Origin of the sequence: Paracoccus haematequi (assembly GCF_900631945.1) — a bacterium.
Taxonomy (GTDB): domain Bacteria; phylum Pseudomonadota; class Alphaproteobacteria; order Rhodobacterales; family Rhodobacteraceae; genus Paracoccus; species Paracoccus haematequi_A.
The window spans coordinates 64,044-80,069 of record NZ_UZWE01000062.1 but is presented as its reverse complement, the minus strand read 5'-3'; the positions used below and the strand labels follow the sequence as shown (position 1 = coordinate 80,069).

The 16,026-nt window shown below is 66.6% G+C and carries 16 protein-coding genes and 1 tRNA gene; 9 read left to right on the top strand and 8 right to left on the bottom strand.

The annotated features are described in order from the left end of the window. Positions 1-21: 21 nt before the first annotated feature. The 7 genes from ptsP to PARHAE_RS18565 all read right to left on the bottom strand — a co-directional run bounded on the left by ptsP (position 22) and on the right by PARHAE_RS18565 (position 8,275). The gene (gene ptsP / locus PARHAE_RS18595) at positions 22-2,268 is read right to left on the bottom strand and encodes a phosphoenolpyruvate--protein phosphotransferase (RefSeq protein WP_126156043.1); all 2,247 of its coding nucleotides are present in this window, start codon (positions 2,266-2,268) and stop codon (positions 22-24) included. Positions 2,269-2,331: 63 nt separating this feature from the next. Beyond that, entirely contained in the window at positions 2,332-3,588 is a 1,257-nt protein-coding gene (locus PARHAE_RS18590) for an aspartate kinase (RefSeq protein WP_126156042.1), read from the bottom strand. 100 nt (positions 3,589-3,688) lie between these two features. Then, positions 3,689-4,321, bottom strand: a complete 633-nt coding sequence (locus PARHAE_RS18585) for an SDR family NAD(P)-dependent oxidoreductase (protein WP_126156041.1) — start codon at positions 4,319-4,321, stop codon at positions 3,689-3,691. Continuing rightward, positions 4,321-4,725 (bottom strand): DUF1178 family protein, encoded by a 405-nt coding sequence (locus PARHAE_RS18580; protein ID WP_126156040.1) that lies wholly within the window; start codon positions 4,723-4,725, stop codon positions 4,321-4,323. Before PARHAE_RS18580 ends, PARHAE_RS18585 begins: the two co-directional genes overlap by 1 nt. After that, entirely contained in the window at positions 4,722-5,951 is a 1,230-nt protein-coding gene (locus PARHAE_RS18575) for a 3-deoxy-D-manno-octulosonic acid transferase (RefSeq protein ID WP_126156039.1), read from the bottom strand. Before PARHAE_RS18575 ends, PARHAE_RS18580 begins: the two co-directional genes overlap by 4 nt. A 748-nt stretch (positions 5,952-6,699) precedes the next feature. Further along, positions 6,700-6,776 (bottom strand) — tRNA-Arg (locus PARHAE_RS18570). Between the two features lie 77 nt (positions 6,777-6,853). Next, positions 6,854-8,275, bottom strand: coding sequence for a sensor histidine kinase (locus tag PARHAE_RS18565; protein ID WP_126156038.1), 1,422 nt, complete (start codon positions 8,273-8,275; stop codon positions 6,854-6,856). Positions 8,276-8,548: 273 nt separating this feature from the next. Here PARHAE_RS18565 and rpmH point away from each other — a divergent pair, with 273 nt between their 5' ends. The 9 genes from rpmH to PARHAE_RS18520 all read left to right on the top strand — a co-directional run bounded on the left by rpmH (position 8,549) and on the right by PARHAE_RS18520 (position 15,157). Further along, positions 8,549-8,683, top strand: a complete 135-nt coding sequence (rpmH, locus tag PARHAE_RS18560; protein ID WP_126156037.1) for a 50S ribosomal protein L34 — start codon at positions 8,549-8,551, stop codon at positions 8,681-8,683. A gap of 110 nt (positions 8,684-8,793) precedes the next feature. After that, a complete protein-coding gene (gene rnpA / locus PARHAE_RS18555) occupies positions 8,794-9,144 on the top strand; it encodes a ribonuclease P protein component (RefSeq protein WP_126156054.1) in 351 nt (116 codons plus the stop codon). Continuing rightward, positions 9,141-9,404 carry a membrane protein insertion efficiency factor YidD gene (gene yidD, locus PARHAE_RS18550; RefSeq protein ID WP_126156036.1) on the top strand — a complete coding sequence of 88 codons (264 nt, stop codon included), beginning with the start codon at positions 9,141-9,143 and terminating at the stop codon, positions 9,402-9,404. Before rnpA ends, yidD begins: the two co-directional genes overlap by 4 nt. After that, complete coding sequence (gene ttcA, locus PARHAE_RS18545; protein WP_126156035.1) at positions 9,388-10,263, top strand: tRNA 2-thiocytidine(32) synthetase TtcA; 876 nt, start codon at positions 9,388-9,390, stop codon at positions 10,261-10,263. The genes yidD and ttcA overlap by 17 nt, the downstream gene beginning before the upstream one ends. A gap of 88 nt (positions 10,264-10,351) precedes the next feature. Beyond that, positions 10,352-12,178, top strand: coding sequence for a membrane protein insertase YidC (gene yidC / locus PARHAE_RS18540; protein ID WP_126156034.1), 1,827 nt, complete (start codon positions 10,352-10,354; stop codon positions 12,176-12,178). Then, positions 12,175-12,936: an MOSC domain-containing protein gene (locus PARHAE_RS18535; protein ID WP_126156033.1), complete on the top strand. Its 762-nt coding sequence runs from the start codon at positions 12,175-12,177 to the stop codon at positions 12,934-12,936. The genes yidC and PARHAE_RS18535 overlap by 4 nt, the downstream gene beginning before the upstream one ends. Then, positions 12,933-13,583 (top strand): ribosome biogenesis GTP-binding protein YihA/YsxC, encoded by a 651-nt coding sequence (gene yihA / locus PARHAE_RS18530; RefSeq protein WP_126156032.1) that lies wholly within the window; start codon positions 12,933-12,935, stop codon positions 13,581-13,583. The genes PARHAE_RS18535 and yihA overlap by 4 nt, the downstream gene beginning before the upstream one ends. Positions 13,584-13,659: 76 nt before the next feature. Next, entirely contained in the window at positions 13,660-14,559 is a 900-nt protein-coding gene (gene argB, locus PARHAE_RS18525; protein WP_164555313.1) for an acetylglutamate kinase, read from the top strand. Between the two features lie 79 nt (positions 14,560-14,638). Continuing rightward, on the top strand, positions 14,639-15,157 hold the full coding sequence (locus tag PARHAE_RS18520) for a SixA phosphatase family protein (RefSeq protein ID WP_126156030.1): 519 nt from the start codon (positions 14,639-14,641) through the stop codon (positions 15,155-15,157). Between the two features lie 70 nt (positions 15,158-15,227). Here the strand turns inward: PARHAE_RS18520 and PARHAE_RS18515 are convergent, their stop codons facing one another. Next, positions 15,228-16,016, bottom strand: coding sequence for an amino acid ABC transporter ATP-binding protein (locus tag PARHAE_RS18515; protein ID WP_126156029.1), 789 nt, complete (start codon positions 16,014-16,016; stop codon positions 15,228-15,230). Positions 16,017-16,026: the final 10 nt, after the last annotated feature.

The following is a 16,026-nucleotide window of genomic DNA, read 5'->3' as shown; positions in this document are numbered from 1 at the left end:
CCCGGTTTCGCGGCTTTCCGCCTATTGCTGCGCCAGCCATTCGGTAATGGGGCGGCGCAGGTTCGGCTGGCCCGAATCCAGCCGTTCGTCGATCAGCTTGCGCAGGTCGGCCAGCGAGACCCTGCGGATCAGGTGCTTGACCGGCCCGATCGAGGCCGGACGCATCGACAGGCGCGGAATGCCCAGGGCGGCGAAGGTCAGCGCCTCGACCGGGCGGCCCGCATCCTCGCCGCAGAAGGACAGCGGCACGCGCGCCTCCTCGCAGCGGGCGATGATCTGGCGCAACAGCAGCAGGAAGGACGAGCTGAGCGTGTCGTAACGCCGCCGCACCCGTTCGTTTTCCCGGTCGGCGGCAAAGAAGAACTGCTTCAGGTCGTTGCCGCCGATGGAAATGAAATCGCACATCTCGAAGAACTTCTTGGGCGCGAAGGCGAGCGACGGCGTTTCCAGCATCGCGCCCACGCGGATGTCGCTGGGCATCGGATGGCCGACGCGCTGTTCGCGCGACAGCTCCTGCATCAGGATCTTATAGGCGGCCTCGTATTCGCCGATATCGGCGATGAAGGGGAACATGACATGCAGCGGGCGCCCGACGGATGCCCGGATCAGCGCCTGCAACTGCATCCGCAGGACGCCGCGCTTGTCCAGGCCCACGCGGATCGCGCGCCAGCCCATCGCGGGGTTCGGCTCGTCCTGCGGCTTCATATAGGGCAGCACCTTGTCCGACCCGATGTCCAGCGTGCGGAACATCACCGGCTTGCCCTGGGCGTTGTCCATGACGCGGCGATACAGTTCGGCCAGTTCGCCCCGGCGGGGGACGTGATTGCGGATCAGGAACTGCAATTCGGTGCGGAACAGGCCCACGCCCTCGGCCCCCGAACCGGCCAGGGACGGCAGGTCGGCCATCAGCCCCGCGTTCATGTAAAGCTGCACGGTCGTGCCGCAGGTGCCCGTGGCAGGCAGCCCGCGCAGGCTGGCATAGCGGTTCTGCGCCTCGGCCTGCATGGCGATCTTGTCGAGAAACGCCTTGTAGACCGATTCCTCGGGGCGCAGGTGGACGATGCCTTGGTCGCCGTCGACCAGGATCGTATCGCCGTTCAGCGCCTCGGTCGTGATGCGAGAGGCGTGGATGATCAGCGGGATCGCCAAAGCCCGCGCGACGATGGCCGCGTGGCTGCCGACCGACCCTTCCTCCAGCACGACGCCGCGCAGGCGCCGGCCGTATTCCAGCAATTCGGCGGGGCCGATGTTGCGGGCGACCAGGATCGGGTTGTCGGGCATTTCGGCGCCGGTATTGGTGCCCTGCCCGGTCAGGATGCGCAGCAGCCGGTTCGACAGGTCGTCCAGGTCGTGCAGCCGGTCGCGCAGATAGGGATCGGCGGACATCTCCAGCCGGGCGCGGGCGGCAGACTGTTCCTTTTCCACCGCGGCTTCGGCCGACAGGCCCAGGCGGATGTCCTCTTCCATGCGCTTCAGCCAGCTGCGCGAATGGGCGAACATGCGATAGGTTTCCAGGACGGCGGTATGTTCGCCGTCGCCGCCCATGTCGGCAGCCGCGACCATCTTGTCCACGGTATTGCGCAGCATCGCCACACCCTCGTGCAGGCGCGCGATCTCTCGGTCGGGATCGTCGCCCACCGGGTTGGTGACGACCACGCGGGCCTCGTGCAGCCAGACCCGCCCTTCGGCCGCGCCCTCCTGCCCGGCGGACCCCCGGATCATCAGCGGGAAACGGTGCTTGGGCGGCAGGCTGTCGGCCTGGGTGCCCTGGAAGGCGCCCAGTTCGGTCATTTCGGCCAGCACCATGGCGACGACTTCCAGGCCATAGATCTCGTCTTCGGAAAACAGCCGCGCCTCGCGGCACTGCACGACCAGAACACCCAGCTTTTCGCCGACCCGCTGGATCGGCACGCCCAGGAAGCTGGGAAACACCTCCTCGCCGGTTTCGGGCATGAAGCGGAAACCGGGTTCCGAGGGCGCGTCGGCGGTGTTCACATAGCGCCCGGTTCGGGCCACCCGGCCCACCAGCCCCTCGCCCAGGCGCAGGCGGGTGCGGTGGACGGATTCGGGGCGCAGTCCCTCGGTCGCGCACAGTTCCAGGGTGTTGGGATCGCGGAACAGATAGATGGAACAGACCTGCGTTCCCATCGAATCGGCGATGTGATGGGTGATCTGGTCAAGCCGGTCCTGGCCGCCGCCGGGGGCGCCCAGGATTTCCTTCAACCGTCGCAACAGCTTGCGTGAATCGCTGTCCTTGCGGTCTTGCATCGCCTGCCTTGCCCTGCCTTGCTTTTGCCCGCAGATGCCGTCCGGCACGCCGTGGCGAAGATATCAGGCCGCTTCCAGGCCAAAGGCATCATGCAGCGCCTGCACCGCCAATTCCATATATTTGCGGTCGATCAGCACCGAAATCTTGATCTCGCTGGTGGCGATGACCTTGATGTTGACGTTTTCATCGGCAAGCGCCTTGAACATCTTCGCGGCAACGCCCGCATGGCTGCGCATCCCGATCCCCACGACCGAGACCTTGGCGACCTCGGTATCGACGACCAGTTCGTCATAGGCGATGTGGCCCGCAGCCTTCGCCTCTTCCATGGCGCGCTTGGCGCGTTCGACCTGGTTGATCGGCACCGAGAAGGTCATGTCGGTCACCGAACCGGGGTGATCCTCGTAATCCTTTTCGGAAATGTTCTGGACGATCATGTCGACGTTCACGCCGGCATCCGCCAGGGGCGCGAAGATGGCGGCGGAAATGCCGGGGCGATCCTCGACCGTGACCAGGGTGATCTTGGCCTCGTCGCGGGACGAGGCGACGCCGTTGACGACTTTGGATTCCATGATTTCCTCCTCGGCACAGATCAGGGTGCCCGAATTTTCGTCCGTGTCCTCGAACGAGGATAGCACGCGCAGCCGCACCTTGTAGCGCATCGCAAGCTCGACCGATCGGGTTTGCAGCACCTTGGCGCCCAGCGAGGCCAGTTCCAGCATCTCCTCGAAGGCGATCTTGTTCAGCTTGCGGGCCTTGCTGGTGATGCGCGGGTCGGTCGTATAGACGCCGTCCACATCGGTATAGATGTCGCAGCGTTCGGCCCCGAAGGCGGCGGCGAAGGCCACGGCGGTGGTATCCGACCCGCCCCGGCCCAGCGTGGTGATGCGCCCGTCGGGGCCAAGCCCCTGGAAGCCCGCGACCACGGCGACCTTGAAGCCCTCGGCGAATTTCTGGTCGATATTGGCGCGCGGAATGTCCACGAAACGCGCGGCGGAATGCTGCGCGGTGGTGTTGATCGGCACCTGCCAGCCCTGCCAGGACCGCGCGGGCACGCCCATTTCCTGCAAGGTCAGCGCCATCAGCCCGGCGGTCACGTTCTCGCCCGAGCTGACGACGGCATCGTATTCACGCGCGTCGAACAGCGGCGAGGTCTGCTCGACCCAGCCCACCAGTTCGTTGGTCTTGCCCGACATGGCGCTGACGATGACGATCACGTCATAGCCGCGCTCGACCTCTCGCTGGACCTTGGTGGCGGCGTTCTTGATCCGGTCAAGATCGGCCACGGAGGTTCCGCCAAATTTCATCACCAGAAGCGGCATCGCGGGGTCTCCGACCTGGGGTTGCCTGTTCGGCGCGGCTTTTATGGGCGGGGGGGCGAAACCGCAAGGGCGGAAAAAGGCGGCGGAAAACCGCAGCGGGTCAGAACGGCACGGAACTGCCGTCGAAGGCCAGGAAACAGCCGCTGCTGTCCGTGTCCAGCTCGGCAAAGCGCTGCATCAGCCCCGCTACCGATTGCCGCACGTCGATCTCGGCCCCCGCCCCGCCCGTGTCGGTCCTGACCCAGCCGGGGTGATAGATGCCCACCGGCAGGTCCAGATCGGCCGCCAGATTGCGGCCCAGATTCAGCAGCGCAGCCTTGCTGGCGCGATAGGCATAGGATCCGCCCGGCGCGCGCTGATCCGACCCCATGGCGCTGCCGATCAGCGCGATCTTGCCCCCACCGCGCCGCAAGGCGGGCAGGCAGGCCTGCACTGTCAGGAAGGCGCCGGTGACGTTGACCGCGAAAGTCCGAGCCCAGAGTTCGGCGGTCCGCTGGGCATCCGCCGACGCCTCGTCGTTATAAATCCCGGCGTTGCAGACCAGCAGGTCAAGGCTCTCGCCCTCCAGCCGGTCCCGCAGCGCATCGAAATCGGCGGGCCGCGTCACGTCCAGCCGCCATTGATCGCCCACCGGGTTGCGGTTGGCGCGGATGACGCGCTGTCCCGCCGTTTCATACGCCAAGGCCAGCGCATGGCCGATACCCCGGCCGGCGCCCGTCACAAGGATCGTCATCAGTTCGCCTTCTGTCGGGGAATGAAGGGCAAGGGCGCCACCGGCACCCCGTCCTCGATCAGCTTGCGCGCATCCTCGATCTTCGCCTCGCCATGGATCGCGCGGCTGGGGGCGCGGCCTTCGTGCATGGCCCGCGCCTCGTCGACGAATTTCAGGCCGACGTAATCGCTGTTCGCCTCGACCTGCTGGCGCAAGGCGCGCAGGGCGGCCTCGGCAGGGCCAAGGGCCGGTTCCGAGGGCTTGGCGGCGACCGAGGGCGCCATCAGGGTCTTTTCGACCTTGGCCGATCCGCAATGCGTGCAGGCGACATGACCGGCCGCCCGAGTCGTCTCGAACGCGTCGGACGAACGGAACCAGCCGTCGAAATCATGGCCCTGGTCGCAGCGCAAAGCATAGCGGATCATCGGTCGAACCTTTCCCCTTCCCTGCCTATATCGGGTCGGCGCGGCCGTCCCGCAAGTTCCCGCAGATGCGCGATCAGGGCCGCCGGATCGCCCGCGCGCCCATCCAGCACCGCGCGGGCCGCCCGCCCCATCCGGCGGGCCTGCGCCGAATCCTCCGCCAGCCGCGCCGCCTGATCGGCCAGTCCGGCCGCATCGACGGACCATGCCCCGCCCGCATCGTCCAGGGCGGCATAGGCATCGCGGAAATTGCCGACATGCGGGCCGTGCAGGATCGCGCAGCCATGGGCGGCGGGTTCCCAGGGCGTATGCCCGCCCCGGTCGGTCAGCGATCCGCCCACAAAGCAGATCCCCGCCGCCGCATACCAGCGGTCCATTTCGCCCAGTGTGTCGGCCAGCAGCACCGCGCCCCCCGTCCCGCCCTGGGATCGCCGCTCGAAGGCCAGGCCGCGCTGCGCCAGCAGAGCCGCCACCGCATCGCCGCGCGGCGGATGGCGGATGGCCAGGATCAGCCGCAGGTCGGGGCGATGCCGCCGCGCCTGCGCCCAGGCGTCCAGAACCGCCGCCTCCTCTCCCTCATGGGTCGAGGCCGCCAGCAACGTCCGGTCTCGGTCGGGTCCGGGCGGGGGCGGCACGATCCCGGCCGGGGTCAGCAGCTTCAGGTCCAGCGGCGGCAGGATGGAGGCGGCGGGCAGCCCCAATCCGCGCAGCCACGATTCGCTGTCGGGATCCTGCGCGGACAGGGCGGCAAGCCGCCGCAGGGTCGGGCCGATCAACCCCGGCAGGCGCGCCCATCGCGCGGCGGAACGCTGCGACAGCCGCGCGCCGATCACCGCCTGGGGAATGGCGCGCGCCGCCAGGGCCTGCGACCGCAGCGGCCAGAATTCGGATTCGACCGTCACCTGCAATCGGGGCCGCACCCGGTCCAGGAACCGCGCCAGCGCCCCCGGCACATCCAGCGGCGCCAGGCGCGCGGGCAGCCCCCAGCCCGCGGCCCGGTCCCGCCCCGTGGTGCTGTTGGCCGTCACCAGCACCCGATGCGTCTGCGCCAGGGCCGCGATGACCGGCCGGGCCGAGGTCAGTTCCCCGACCGATGCGCCGTGGACCCAGATATCGGCGGGCGCCACGGCATCCAGGGCCAGCCGCTGCCGCAGCGCCTCGGCCCCGCCCGCCAGGGCGCGCAGGCGAAGAGAGGCTTCGACGACATGGGCAAGAGCGCGATAGGACATGGCTTTCCAGACAGCACGACCCTGCCGCTATAGCCCACGAAGCCGCCGCCATGAAGGCCGGGCGGAACTGAAAGAATAACCCCACGTTAGCCCTTCAACTGCACAACATCCGAAGGAGGTTCTCATGAAAGGTCTTGTCGCCTGGTGGCTGGGCGTGCCCGTGATCGTCATCATCATCCTGTATCTGACGGGAATCTTCTGAGGCGAGACCCCGACCAACCTGATGAGCCGTTTCCTAGGAAGCGGCCCGTCAGGCAACTTAGATTACGTCATATTTTTTAGACTTTCAGGAATCATTCCCCGCCAGTCGCCCAAGACCGCCATTCTGAACATTTGATCCTCAATGGAAATCCGGCGATTTCGGGATCAACCTGACATCGCGCGAATGGATCTGGGGGCGATCCGACAGGGCGCGGGCAGATCGTTCGACCCCGACAGGGGCTTCAATTCGCCCGACAAGCGCGCTCACAGGTCGCTGCTGTCGGCCAGCCCAGGCATCCGCACCGGCTGGTCCTAGTCGATCTCTGACCTGCCACGGATCTTCCGACGATCCGGCATCTGTATCACAGGCGCCAGAGGCCGCAGGACATGAACAGACATACATGACGGCGGCAGATGTATGTTTATGTTTTGCTCCACGCCTCGCGAGATGAATCGACAATTTTCGCGCGGGACGGATGTCTGTGAATACAGTATTGAGAAAAAGAAAAAAAGGCCAAGGCAGCGATGCCTAAGCCCTTGTTTCAAATGGCGGACCCGGAGCGATTCGAACGCCCGACCCCCAGATTCGTAGTCTGGTGCTCTATCCAGCTGAGCTACGGGTCCGTCGTAGGGCGGTCATGTAGCCGCCCCCTTTGCGGGATGCAAGGGGGCGCGGCGGAAAAAACGCCGGCGGCCCGATTTTATCGGCCCCCGGCCATCTGCCGCGCGGGAAGGATGGCCATGTCGCGCGGGATGTGGATCATGAATTCGCTGCCCTCGGCATCGCTGCGCACCAGATCCAGCCGTCCGCCATGGCCGCGCACCAGATCGGCCGCGATGGTCAGGCCCAGGCCGGTGCCACCCTTGCGGGCGCTGCCCGCGAAGGGCTTGAACAGGTATTCCCGCGCCTTCTCCGGCAGACCGGGGCCGGTGTCGCCCACGCGGATCCACCAGTCGCTGTCCGTCTCGCCCGCACCGATCTCGACCGTGCCGGGCTGGCCGGTGCCCTCGATCGCCTGGCGGGCGTTTCGGGCCAGGTTCGCCAGCACGCGATACAACTGGTCGCGGTCGGCGCGGATCGTCAGGCTGGGCGGGATGTCGCACAGGAACTCGACCCGCGGGCCGTCGCCGCTGGCCAGGGTCTCGGCCTCGACCACCTCGGTCGCGAGCTGCGCGAGGTTGAACCGCGACAGCGTGGGCGCGGGCTCCTCGGCCTTGCCGAAGGCCAGGGTCGTCTCGCACAGGTTCACCGCGCGGCTGATCGAGTTCACCAGCTTCGGCGCGGCGCGCTTGACCTTGGGATCGCCGCTGTCCTCCAGCCGGTCGGCGAAGATCTGCGCGGTGGTCAGGATGTTGCGCAGGTCGTGGCTGATCTTGGCGACCGCCTGGCCCAGCTGCGCCATCCGTTCCTTTTGCTTCAGCGACGACGTGACGGTCTTCTGCAAGGTCTGAAGCGCGGTTTCGGCGTCGCGAAGCTCGATCAGGCGGGCATCGGGGGTGATGATGTGGCGGGCATCCTCGGGCGCCTCGGCATAGGACACCATGTGGCTGATCACGCGGCGGATCGGCACCAGGACCAGCCGCTGCACCGCCACGTTCAGCAGGATCGCCGTCAGGATCGAGAAGGCGGCCGACAGCAGCAGCAGGCGGATGCCGAACTCGATCATGCTGGTGCGCAGGGGGGCGGTTTCCATCGTGATCTCGATCAGCTGGCCCGCTTGGTTGACCGGCGCGCCGATGACGCGGATCACCTCGTTCCGGCGGTTCAGCAGCGTGCCCAGGGCGTCGTCGATGGTCTGGACCAGGCCGTCCTCGCGCAGGTCATAGGTCTGGACGACCGGACTGGGGATGCGCGACGACAGGACCAGCTGGCGGATGTCGTCGCGGCGCAGCACGACGTTCAGCAGCCCGGCGCTCTGCAACAGTTCGGCCTCCAGTTCGTCGGCTAGGGACTTGTCCGATGCCAGCACGGCAAGGCTGGCGATCTGGCCCCGCTCCAGCCGCGATTCGAGATAGTCCAGCCGGAAGCTGGCCAGGGCCGGAACCAGGATCAGCACTTCGGCCAGCATGACGAAGATGATCGTCAGCGCGGCGAATCGGCCAGAGATCGTATTCAGTTGCATGTAATCTTGATCGTCAGCGCCAGGTCTTGCGCGTGTTTCAGCCCGGCGGGCGGGGTTTGCACATCAAACGAATGTGATCTGTCGCAGGTTCCGGCCGCTGGATAAAGCAGTTTCCGCCTGATGACCGCCTTACAGGTTGACGGGGCAGGCGGTCTGATCTATCCAGCGGGCTTCGAACAACCGGCGCGTTCGCGCGCAGGGTGGAATGTTGCCATTCCGCGCCTGCCGCCCGCAAGACCCGCCACCCGCAAGACAAGACCTCGGAGACGCACCATGAAGCGCACCTTTCAACCGTCGAACCTCGTTCGTGCGCGCCGCCACGGCTTCCGCGCCCGCATGGCCACCAGCGGCGGCCGTCGCGTGCTGAACGCCCGCCGCGCCAAGGGCCGCAAGCGCCTGTCGGCCTGATCCCTTGCGGCGGGTCCGTCCCGCCGAACAAGAGGGCCTACGACATGCCGCCCCTGCCCCATCCCGTTGCCGATGCGCGACCCCCGGATGACGGCACGGCGGCATTTCGCATGACCGCGCCCCGGCTGTCCATGCCCGCCGTCATCGCCAAGCGCGCCGATTTCCTGGCCGCGTCGCGGGCGCTGCGCCAAGGAACGCCGGGCTTTCTGCTGCAAGCCCGTGACCGGGGCGATGGCGATCAGTTCCGCGTGGGCTTCACCTGTTCCAAGAAGATCGGCAATGCGGTGATGCGCAACCGCGCCAAGCGCCGGCTGCGGGAAATCGCCCGGCTGCATCTGCCGCAAGGTGCGCGGCCGGGCTGGGACTATGTGCTGGTGGGCCGCCCCGAGGCCACCGTCAGCCGCGATTTCGCCGCCCTGTGCCGCGATCTGGCGGGCGCGCTGCGAAAGATCCACCCGTGACGCCGCTGGCCCATCTGCTGGCGCTGCCGGTGCGGGCCTACCGGCTGGTCGCCTCGCCCTGGGTGGGGCATGGCTGCCGGTTCCAGCCGACCTGTTCGGCCTATGCCCTGGATGCGTTGGCCCGCCATGGCGCGCTGCGCGGGGGCTGGCTGGCCGCGCGCCGGATCGGGCGCTGTCATCCCTGGGGCGGGTCGGGCTATGATCCGGTGCCCGGCGCCGATCCCGACCACGAAAGGCACACCGATGCTGGACGACACTGACGACCTGACCGAGATTCACCCGCTGTTCGCGGGCGCGCCGTCATCCACCGAATTCCGCAAGCTGCGCAAGCGTCTGGTCCGCGAGACCCGCCAGGCGATCGAGGATTACGGCATGATCCGCCCCGGCGACCGCTGGCTGGTCTGCCTGTCGGGCGGCAAGGACAGCTATACCCTGCTGGCGGTTCTGCACGAATTGAAGTGGCGCGGGTTGCTGCCGGTCGATCTGCTGGCCTGCAACCTGGACCAGGGACAGCCGAACTTTCCGGCCACCGTCCTGCCGAAATTCCTGACCGAGCGCGGCGTGGCGCATCGGATCGAATACCAGGACACCTATTCCATCGTCACCGACAAGATCGCGCCGGGGGGCACGATGTGTTCGCTGTGTTCGCGCCTGCGCCGGGGCAACCTGTATCGCATCGCGCGCGAGGAAGGCTGTTCGGCGGTCGTTCTGGGCCATCATCGCGACGACATCCTGGAAACCTTTTTCATGAACCTGTTCCACGGCGGCAGGCTGGCGACGATGCCGCCCAAGCTGTTGAACGAGGACGGCGACCTGACCGTGCTGCGCCCGCTGGCCTATGTGGCCGAGGCGGATTGCGAGCGGTTTTCGCGGGCGATGAACTATCCGATCATCCCTTGCGATCTGTGCGGCAGCCAGGAGGGCTTGCAGCGTGTGCAGGTGAAACGCCTGCTGGATGAATGGGAGGCGCGGACGCCCGGCCGCCGCCAGGTGATGTTCCGGGCGCTGATGAACGTGCGCCCCTCGCATCTGCTGGATCCGAAACTGTTCGATTTCGCGGGCCTGTTCCCCGGCGATCCTGCCCCGCCCAAGGGCGACGTTCCCCGGCTGCGGGACTGACCCCACCCCCTGCGCGGACCCAATTCCGCTTGACCTTTAAGCGCCCCTTCTGTTGAAGCGGCGCGACGGACGCGATGAGGCTGTAAGCATGCAAGACAACAACCGCAATCTGATCCTGGCGACGGTGCTGTCGTTCCTGGTGATCCTGGTTTGGTACACGGTCTTCGCGCCCGAGCCTCCGGTCCAGACGGAACAGCCGGTCGCGGTGGAAACCCAGACCCAGGACGTGCCGCTGGCCAATCCCGAAAGCAGCACCCTGCCCGCCGACCTGGGCGCGGCCCCCGCCGATGCCGCCCCCCAGGCGGGCCGGGTCCAGATCCAGACGCCGTCGCTGTCGGGGTCGATCTCGCTTCTGGGCGGGCGCATCGACGATCTGCTGCTGACCCGCTATCGCGAGACGCTGGACGATAGTTCGCCCAATGTCCGCCTGCTTTCGCCCTCATCGCCCACCGAGGCGATCCAGACGGGCGCGGCCAAACCCTATTACGCCGTCTATGGCTGGACCCCCGGACCGGGCGTCGATCCGGCGCTTGTTCCCGGCCCCTCGACCATCTGGTCGGTGGAATCGGGCGAGACGCTGGCCCCCGGACAGCCGGTCACGCTGGCCTGGGACAACGGCGCGGGCCAGATCTTCCGGCGCACCTTCTCGGTCGACGACAACTATCTGTTCACCGTCAGCCACGCCTTGCAGAACAACGGCGACGCCGCCTTCACCGCCGCGCCCTATGGCATCATCGCCCGCCACGGCCGCCCGGATACGCAGAACTTCTTCGTGCTGCACGAAGGCGCGGTCGGGATGCATGACGGCACGCTGATCGAACTGAAATACAACAAGATCGCCGAACTGGACCCGGTGGACCGCGAAGGCCGCGCCGAAGTGACCCAGGTCCAGGCGAACGGCTGGATCGGCTTCACCGACAAATACTGGATGACCACGCTGGCCCCGGCGCCGGGCCAGGCCTTCACCTCGGTCGTGAAATATGCGGAAGGCGCGGGCATCTATCAGACCGAAGCCCGCTATCCGATGCAGACCGTCCAGCCGGGCACCCAAGTCAATGCCGACAGCTATCTGTTCGCGGGCGCGAAGGTCTGGGAAACCATCAACGCCTATCAGGAAAGCCCCGGCATCCAGGGCTTCGTGGATTCCATCGACTGGGGCTGGTTCTATTTCCTGACCAAGCCGATCTTCCGCCTGCTGCACTGGCTGCACGGCATGATCGGCAACATGGGCTGGTCGATCATCGCGCTGACCTTCGTGCTGAAGATGCTGGTCTTCCCGCTGGCGCGCAAATCCTACATCTCGATGGCGAAGATGAAGGAATTGCAGCCGCAGATGGAGGAACTGAAGAACCGCACCGGCGACGACCGCATGAAGTTCCAGAAAGAGATGATGGAGCTCTACAAGCGCGAGAAGGTGAACCCCGCCGCGGGCTGCCTGCCGGTGCTGCTGCAAATCCCGATCTTCTTCGCGCTGTACAAGGTGATCTTCGTCACCATCGAATTGCGCCATGCCCCTTGGGTGGGCTGGATCCGCGACCTTGCCGCGCCCGATCCGTCCTCGCTGCTGAACCTGTTCGGGCTGCTGCCCTTTGCGCCGCCGGCCCAGGGCACGCTGCTGCATTCGCTGTCGCTGCCCGCGCTGGCGATCGTGCTGGGCATCAGCATGTGGATCCAGCAGCGCCTGAACCCGGCCCCGGCGGATCCGGCGCAGAAGATGATCTTCGCCTGGATGCCGTGGATCTTCATGTTCATGCTGGGCGGCTTCGCATCGGGGCTGGTGCTGTACTGGATCACCAACAACCTGATCACCTGCGTGCAGCAATACACGATCATGTCGATGCACGGCCACCGGCCCGACCTGTTCGGCAACATCAAGTCCTCGCTGCCGTCGCGGCCGCGCAAGGACAGCAAGTGACCGCGCGTCTGGCCCATATCCGCCGCCACCCGATCAAGTCGGTCGGCGGCGAGGGGCTGGACCGCGTGACCCTGGCCGCCGCGCGCCGCCTGCCGGGCGACCGGGAATGGGCGGTGCTGACGCAGGCGGGCGAACGCAACGCCCAGGCCAGCCAGACGGGCGGCGAACCTGACCGCTGGCTGCCGAAATCCTGCTTCGTGCGCGGCGTGCAATCGCCGCAGGTCCAGGCGATCAGCGGCGGCTGGGCCGACGGACGACTGGTGCTGCGCCAGCCGACCCAAGCCGATCTGGTAATCGACCCCGAAACCGAGGGCGACCGCCTGGTCGACTGGTTGCGGCCGCTGTGGCCCGCCGATGCCCCCGCCCCCACCCGCCTGGTGCGCGGCGCGGGCATCTGGACCGACCAGAAATGGCCGTGGATCTCGATCCTGTCGCTGGCGAGCCTAGCCGATCTGGAAGCCCGCACCGGCCAGCCCCTGGGCATCCACCGCTGGCGCGGCAACCTGTGGGTGGACGGCTGGGCGCCTTGGGCTGAACGTGATCTGATCGGCCACGTCATCCGCATCGGCAGCGTAGAGCTGCGCGTCACCGACCAGATCGGCCGCTGCGACGCCACCACGGCCAATACGGACAGCGGGGAACGCGACATCGACATGCTGGCAACGCTGGAACGCCTTTACGGCCATACCGATTTCGGCATCTTCGCCGAGGTCGTGACCGGCGGAGAGATCGCCCTGGGCGACGCGGTGGCGGCATGAAGGTCGCCTTTCCCGTCGCCCCCGAACCGGATGCCGACACCGCCGAGGCCGCGCGCCTGCTGTTCGCCGGGCCTGTCGATTTCCTCAAAGGCGTGGTCGCCATGGACGGCCTGCCCCCCGCCGACCGTCCCGAGGTCTGCTTCGCGGGGCGCAGCAATGTGGGCAAGTCCAGCCTGATCAACGCGCTGACCGGCCGCAAGGGGATCGCGCGGGCCTCGAACACGCCGGGCCGGACGCAAGAGATCAACTATTTCACCCTGGGCGACCGCAGCTATCTGGTCGACCTGCCCGGCTACGGCTTCGCCAAGGCGCCGGTCGCCGTGGTCGCCAAATGGCAGGCGCTGCTGAAGAACTATCTGGCGGGCCGCCCGACCCTGCGCCGCGCCTTCTGCCTGATCGATTCGCGCCACGGCGTGAAACCCGTCGATCACGAGATCATGACCCTGCTGGACAAATCCGCCGTGCCCTTCCAGGCGGTGCTGACCAAAGCCGACAAGCTGGGACCGAACGCGATCCAGCCGGTCATCTCCCAGGTCGAGGCCGAATTGCAAAGGCATCCGGCCGCCTTTCCGCAGATCGTCGTCACATCGTCGGACAAGGGCCAGGGCATCGCCACGCTGCGCGCCATCATCGCGGGCCTGGACTGAACGTCTGGACTGATCCGCCGTTGCGTCCTAGGGTCCGCCCGTCAGACAGGGGCCTTCAAGGATGAGAACGCAAGACATGAACCGGGATTGGACCGCCACCGCCAGAACCCTTTCCGAGGCCCTGCCCTATCTGCAACGCTATTCCGGGGCGGTCGTGGTGGTGAAGTTCGGCGGCAACGCCATGGGCGACGACGACGCGATGGCGGAATTCGCCCGCGACATCGTGCTGATGAAACAGGTCGGCATGAATCCGGTCGTCTGCCATGGCGGCGGGCCGATGATCAACGAACTGCTGGCCAAGCTGGGCATCGAAAGCACATTCGTGCGCGGCAAGCGCGTCACCACCAAGGAAACGGTCGAGGTGGTGGAAATGGTCCTGTCCGGCCTGGTCAACAAGCGCATCGTCCAGGCGATCAACGACGCGGGCGGCCGCGCGGTGGGGATCAGCGGCAAGGACGACGACCTGATGGTCTGCGAGGCCGACGACCCCGAACTGGGCTTCGTCGGCCGCCCGGTCGAGATGAACGTCCAGATCATCCGCGACCTCTACAAGGCGGGCATGATCCCGGTGATCGCCCCGGTCGCGACCGGCATGGCCGACAACGAGACCTTCAACGTCAACGGCGACACGGCGGCGGGCGCCATCGCCGGCGCGCTGCGCGCCGACCGGCTGCTTCTCTTGACCGACGTGGCGGGCGTCAAGGACAAGAACGGCCAGGTTCTGACCCAGCTTCACCCCGACCAGGTGCGCGCCATGATTGCCGACGGCACCATCGCGGGCGGCATGATTCCCAAGACCGAAACCGCGCTGAAGGCGTTGGAGGACGGGGTGCGTGCCGTGGTAATCCTGGACGGGCGGGTTCCGAATGCCAGTCTGCTGGAACTCTTCACCGAACACGGCGCGGGCAGCCTGATCCGGTCGACCCCGCCCAGCACCCGTCCGCGTGGGCTGCGCCAGGGCGAGGCATCCCTGTAAATCCACGGCCTGCCTTGCCGAAGGCGCAGCGCCTGTGGCAGGCTGCGCCCAGAACAGGCACATGGGGGGCAGATCGCTTATGACACCGCTTGGACATCGACGGCTGATCCTGACCCGCCACGCCAAATCGGCCTGGGATGATCCGAACCTGGCCGATCACGACCGCCCGCTGAATGACCGGGGCCGCCGCTCGGCCCTGGCGCTTGGCGACTGGATGGCCTCGCGCGGATACGAGCCTGAAGAAGTGCTGTGTTCCTCGGCCGCCAGAACCCAGGAAACCTGGGCGATGATCGCCAGCGCCCCCCTGGAGGTCCGCCCGCTGCTGCGGATCGAGGCCGGGCTGTACCAGGCCGGGCCGGAAAAGATGCTGTCGATCCTGAAGACCGCGACCCAGCCCACGGTGATGATGCTGGGCCACAATCCCGGTATTTCGGAACTGGCGGCGCTTCTGCCCGCGCGCCTGCCGATGGATCCCGATTTCCGCCGCTATCCGACCGGAGCGACGCTGGTGGTCGATTTCCAGGTGGACGATTGGGCCCAGGTCGAACCCGGCCAAGGCAGCGTCATGGATTTCGTGCGCTTGGACGGACGCAACTGATTCTGCTTTATCTTCTGTGTTCAAGTATCCCACAGGGGGGCGGGGGGACGTGAAGTCCCCCGGCCTTTCTTCAATGTCCCAGGATCTGCGACAGGAACAGCTTGGTCCGCTCGGATTTCGGATTGTTGAAGAATTCCCGCGGTTCGTTCTGTTCGACGATCTGGCCCTGGTCCATGAAGATCACCCGGTTGGCAACGGCCTGGGCGAAGCCCATCTCGTGCGTGACGCACAGCATGGTCATGCCTTCCTCGGCCAGCTCGATCATCGTGTCCAGGACTTCCTTGATCATCTCGGGGTCAAGGGCGGACGTTGGCTCGTCGAAAAGCATGATCTTGGGCTGCATGCACAACGACCGGGCGATGGCGACGCGCTGCTGCTGACCGCCGGACAACTGGCCCGGATACTTGTTCGCCTGTTCGGGGATCTTCACCTTTTCCAGGAAACGCATCGCCGTCTCCTCGGCCTGGCGGCGGGGCACCTTGCGGACCCAGATCGGCGCCAGGGTGCAGTTTTCCAGAACCGTCAGATGCGGGAACAGGTTGAAATGCTGGAACACCATGCCGACTTCGGACCGCACCTTGTCGATGTTCTTGATGTCGTTGGTCAGTTCGATCCCGTCCACGACGATATGGCCGGACTGGTGTTCCTCAAGCCGGTTGATGCAGCGGATCAGCGTCGATTTGCCGGAACCGGACGGCCCGGCGATGACGATCCGCTCTCCCCGATGCACGGTCAGATCGATGTCGCGCAGGACATGGAACGATCCATACCATTTGTTCATGTTGCGGATGTCGATCGCGACCTCGTCGCTGACCTGCATCTGGGTGCGGTCGATGGGGCGGGTGGTGGTGTCGCTCATGGGCGGTGTC

Coding starts and splice junctions, on each gene's coding strand:
- ptsP (WP_126156043.1), bottom strand. CDS start 2,268: ATGCAAGACCGCAAGGACAGCGATTCACGCAAGCTGTTGCGACGGTTG.
- PARHAE_RS18590 (WP_126156042.1), bottom strand. CDS start 3,588: ATGCCGCTTCTGGTGATGAAATTTGGCGGAACCTCCGTGGCCGATCTT.
- PARHAE_RS18585 (WP_126156041.1), bottom strand. CDS start 4,321: ATGACGATCCTTGTGACGGGCGCCGGCCGGGGTATCGGCCATGCGCTG.
- PARHAE_RS18580 (WP_126156040.1), bottom strand. CDS start 4,725: ATGATCCGCTATGCTTTGCGCTGCGACCAGGGCCATGATTTCGACGGC.
- PARHAE_RS18575 (WP_126156039.1), bottom strand. CDS start 5,951: ATGTCCTATCGCGCTCTTGCCCATGTCGTCGAAGCCTCTCTTCGCCTG.
- PARHAE_RS18565 (WP_126156038.1), bottom strand. CDS start 8,275: ATGCAACTGAATACGATCTCTGGCCGATTCGCCGCGCTGACGATCATC.
- rpmH (WP_126156037.1), top strand. CDS start 8,549: ATGAAGCGCACCTTTCAACCGTCGAACCTCGTTCGTGCGCGCCGCCAC.
- rnpA (WP_126156054.1), top strand. CDS start 8,794: ATGACCGCGCCCCGGCTGTCCATGCCCGCCGTCATCGCCAAGCGCGCC.
- ttcA (WP_126156035.1), top strand. CDS start 9,388: ATGCTGGACGACACTGACGACCTGACCGAGATTCACCCGCTGTTCGCG.
- yidC (WP_126156034.1), top strand. CDS start 10,352: ATGCAAGACAACAACCGCAATCTGATCCTGGCGACGGTGCTGTCGTTC.
- yihA (WP_126156032.1), top strand. CDS start 12,933: ATGAAGGTCGCCTTTCCCGTCGCCCCCGAACCGGATGCCGACACCGCC.
- argB (WP_164555313.1), top strand. CDS start 13,660: ATGAACCGGGATTGGACCGCCACCGCCAGAACCCTTTCCGAGGCCCTG.
- PARHAE_RS18520 (WP_126156030.1), top strand. CDS start 14,639: ATGACACCGCTTGGACATCGACGGCTGATCCTGACCCGCCACGCCAAA.
- PARHAE_RS18515 (WP_126156029.1), bottom strand. CDS start 16,016: ATGAGCGACACCACCACCCGCCCCATCGACCGCACCCAGATGCAGGTC.